Source organism: Sphingomonas sp. FUKUSWIS1 (assembly GCF_000733135.1).
In the GTDB taxonomy this organism is placed as follows: domain Bacteria; phylum Pseudomonadota; class Alphaproteobacteria; order Sphingomonadales; family Sphingomonadaceae; genus Sphingomonas; species Sphingomonas aerolata.
The window spans coordinates 24,388-28,251 of record NZ_JPJC01000257.1 but is presented as its reverse complement, the minus strand read 5'-3'; the positions used below and the strand labels follow the sequence as shown (position 1 = coordinate 28,251).

Genomic DNA, 3,864 nt, shown 5'->3' with positions numbered 1-3,864 from the left:
GGTGTTCCTGCCGATGGCGTTCTTCAGCGGCTCGACCGGCGTGATCTTCCGCCAGTTCTCGATCACCATCGTCTCGTCGATGGTGCTTTCGGTGCTGGTCGCGCTGATCCTGACGCCCGCACTCTGCGCCACCATCCTGAAGCCGTCCAAGCAGGATCACGGCGACAAGAAGGGCTTTTTCGGCTGGTTCAACCGGACCTTCGATCGCGGCGTCGACAGATATGGCAAGGGCCTGCGCCGCGTCGAAAAGGGCTGGGTACGGACGATGATCGTCTATGCGGTCATCGTCGGCGCGATGCTGTTCGTCTTCCTGCGACTGCCCTCGGGCTTCCTTCCCGAAGAGGATCAGGGCCTGATGTTCGCGCAGGTGTCGATGCCCACGGGCACGACTATGGAAGAGACTGCGCGGACGATGGACAAGCTGCGCGATCACTTCCTGGTCGACGAAAAGGCCAACATTGCGGGCATCTTCACGATCAGTGGCTTCGGCTTTGTCGGCCAGGGTCAGAATGTCGGTCTCGCCTTCATCCAGCTCAAGCCGTGGGAGGATCGCGAAGGCGACGCGAATACCGTCGCCGCGGTCGCCCAGCGCGCGAACCAGGCCCTCGCCGGGATCCGCGCCGGCATGGTGATCGGCTTCGTGCCGCCCGCCGTGCAGGAACTGGGCAACGCCAACGGCTTCGACTTCATGCTGAAGGACAATGCCGGCGTCGGCCACGACAAGCTGCTCGAGGCACGCAACATGCTGCTCGGCATGGCCAGCCAGGACAAGCGCCTGATGCAGGTCCGTCCGAACGGCCTGGAGGATGCGCCACAGCTCAAACTGAACGTCGACCAGGCCCAGGCAGGCGCGCTCGGCCTGAGTCAGGCGGACATCAACACCACCGTCAGCACCGCGTTCGGCGGATCGTACATCAACGACTTCATCGACCGCGGTCGCGTGAAGAAGGTGTTCGTCCAGGCCGATGCGCCGTTCCGCAAGTCGCCCGCAGACCTCGGCAATTTCTATGTCCGCGGCGCGACCAACGCGATGACGCCGATGTCGTCCTTCTCGACCACCGGCTGGACCTACGGTCCCGCACGTCTCGAACGCTATAACGGCGTCGCCTCGTTCGAGATCATGGGGTCGCCCGCACCCGGCGTCAGCAGCGGCACCGCGATCAAGGCGATGGAGGAAATGGCGGCCAAGCTGCCCCCCGGCATCGGCTATGAGTGGACCGGCCTCAGCTATGAGGAACAGCTTTCGGGCGGGCAGTCGACCTATGTCTATGCGCTGTCGCTGCTGATCGTGTTCCTGTGCCTTGCCGCACTGTACGAGAGCTGGTCGATCCCGATCGCCGTGCTCCTCGTCGTACCGCTCGGCGTGCTCGGTGCGGTGCTCGCGGCGATGGTCGCGGGGCTCAACAACGACATCTATCTCCAGGTCGGCCTGATCACGACGATCGGCGTGGCGGCGAAGAACGCGATCCTGATCGTCGAGTTCGCCGAGGAAAAGATGGGTGACGGGATGAATGCGGCGGATGCCGCGGTCGAGGCCGCCAAGCTGCGTCTTCGCCCGATCCTGATGACCTCGTTCGCGTTCATCTTCGGCGTTCTCCCGCTCGCGCTGTCGAGCGGTGCGGGCGCGGGCGGCCAGAACGCAATCGGCTGGGCGGTGGTGGGCGGCATGCTGTCCGCGACTGTGCTCGCGATATTCTTCGTGCCGCTGTTCTTCCTGCTCGTGAAGCGCGTCTTCAAGCAGGACAAGCCCGGCCAGCAGGACGGAGACCGCCACCGTGATGACACCCGTGACGGCGACACCACGACCCACGACCAGCGGCCGCAGGAGGCCTGATCCGATGTTCTCGCGCAAAATCGCTCTGACGTTCGCCGCCGGGCTCACGCTCGCCGGCTGCAACTTGGCCCCGAAATATGTCCGGCCCGAGCTTCCGGTGGCTCCGTCAACGCCGACCGGACCGGCTTATGCGGCGACCGATGCGGCGGGTGCGATCATGCCCGCGGACACCGCATGGGAGGCGTTCTTTACCGACGACCGCCTGCGCCGCGTCATTCGCACCGCGCTCGACAACAACCGCGATGTCCGCATCGCGGTTGCCAATGTCGCGCAGGCGCGGGCGCAATATCGCGTCCAGCGCGCGGACCTGTTCCCGACGCTGGGTGCGACGGGCAGCGCAACCTATCAGAAGTCCCCCTTCGGCGCCGTCGGTGGCGGTACGGGCGGCACGACGGGCGGCGGTACTGGAGGCGGCAACGGCGGCGGCGGCACCGGTGCCGGGGCGGTCGCCGGCGGCGGCCGGTTCGATATCTATTCGGCCAATCTCGGCGTCTCGGCCTGGGAGATCGATCTGTTCGGCCGGGTCCGCAATCTGACCCAGGCGCAGCAGCAGGCCTATTTCGCCGCGGAGGAAAACCGCAACGCCGCGCAGGTGTCGCTGATCGCGGAAACCGCGACAGCCTGGCTGACGATGGCGGCGGACCAGGATCGGCTGAAGATCGCGCAGGACACCGAACGGGCCTTTGGGGAAACGCTCAAGCTGACGCAGGATCGATTCCGCATCGGCATCGCGTCCGAACTCGAAGTGCGCCAGGCGCGGACGACCTATGACCAGGCGCGCTCCGACATCGCCGACGCGACGACGCTCATCGCGCAGGACCAGAACGCACTCAACCTGCTCGCAGGCACCACGCTGAGCGCCGACCTGCTGCCGGCCCGGATGCCGGAGAAGACGCCGACGCTGGAAAACCTGCCCGCCAACCTGTCCTCCGAAGTCCTGCTGCGCCGCCCCGACGTCGCGGCCGCCGAGCATCAGCTGATTGCGGCGAACGCCAATATCGGTGCGGCCCGCGCGGCGTTCTTCCCCAATATCTCGCTGACCGCGTCGCTCGGCACGCTGAGCCTCGGCCTGTCGAACCTGTTCGGCAAGGGCAGCGAATCCTGGTCGGTCGCGCCGTCGATCACGCAGCCGATCTTCGACTTCGGTCGCAACAAGGGCAATCTGGACTACGCCAAGGCCTCGCGCGACGCGATGCTCGCTACCTATGAGAAGAGCGTCCAGACCGGCTTCCGTGAAGTCGCCGATGCGCTCGCGCGCCGCGGTACGATCAACGGCCAGCTCGAAGCGCAGACGTCGCTGCGCGACAATGCGGCGGGCGCGTTCAACCTGTCGCAACTGCGCTTCCGCGCGGGGATCGATCCGTTCCTCAACACGCTCGATTCACAGCGGTCGCTCTACACCGCGCAGCAGAGCCTGCTGGCGACGCGGCTGGTCCGCGATACCAATGCGGTCGAGCTCTATCGCGCGCTCGGCGGCGGGCTGCGCTAACACCGGCCCGTCCCGCCCACCGCGTCATTCCGGGCCAGGCCCGGGTGACGCGGCGGTGCGACGCGCGGTCAGTTTGCCGGTTCGGACAAAGGTGCGAACCGCGCGACCTGCCGGCCGACCAGCCGAAGCTGCTCGAGGACCGCGGGATCGCTCGCCCCGCCCTCGGCATCGAATTTCGTCACCTGTGTGTTGATCGCCGCTGCGAATGGCGTCGGCCAGCCGCGAAGTGCGTGGACGATCGAGCGCAGCGCCGCGATCGTGCTGCCCGTCGCCTGCCAGCCATAGGCGGTCGCGATCAGCCCGACCGGCATGTCCGCCAGATAGGGCCGTTCGGCATCACGTGCGGTTTCCTCGAGCAGGTCGAGCGCATTCTTCACCACGCCTGAGATGCTGCCATGATAGCCCGGGCTGGCGATGATCACCGCCGATGCCGCGCGCACCGCCGCGACAAAGGCACGCTCGTCCTCGGTCCGCTCGGTCGCCTTGGGATCGTAAAGCGGCAGCCGGGCCATGTCCGCGCCGCCGAACATCTGTGTCCGGT

The 3,864-nt window shown here is 66.6% G+C and carries 3 protein-coding genes; 2 read left to right on the top strand and 1 reads right to left on the bottom strand.

All coding sequences use genetic code 11. From position 1 onward, the window contains the following. Together sphsw_RS20620 and sphsw_RS16315 are read left to right on the top strand one after the other, a co-directional pair. A partial coding sequence (locus tag sphsw_RS20620; RefSeq protein WP_042467574.1) for an efflux RND transporter permease subunit occupies window positions 1-1,834 on the top strand: 1,834 nt, incomplete at its 5' end. A 4-nt stretch (window positions 1,835-1,838) separates the two neighbouring features. Beyond that, window positions 1,839-3,323 carry an efflux transporter outer membrane subunit gene (locus sphsw_RS16315; protein ID WP_031441552.1) on the top strand — a complete coding sequence of 495 codons (1,485 nt, stop codon included), beginning with the start codon at window positions 1,839-1,841 and terminating at the stop codon, window positions 3,321-3,323. Between the two features lie 68 nt (window positions 3,324-3,391). Here the strand turns inward: sphsw_RS16315 and sphsw_RS16310 are convergent. Continuing rightward, window positions 3,392-3,864: NADPH-dependent FMN reductase (locus sphsw_RS16310; RefSeq protein WP_031441551.1), on the bottom strand; the 473-nt coding region annotated here is incomplete at its 5' end.

Bases quoted from the DNA above. Each gene is read 5' to 3' on its own strand.
- sphsw_RS16315 (WP_031441552.1), top strand. From the start codon at position 1,839: ATGTTCTCGCGCAAAATCGCTCTGACGTTCGCCGCCGGGCTCACGCTC.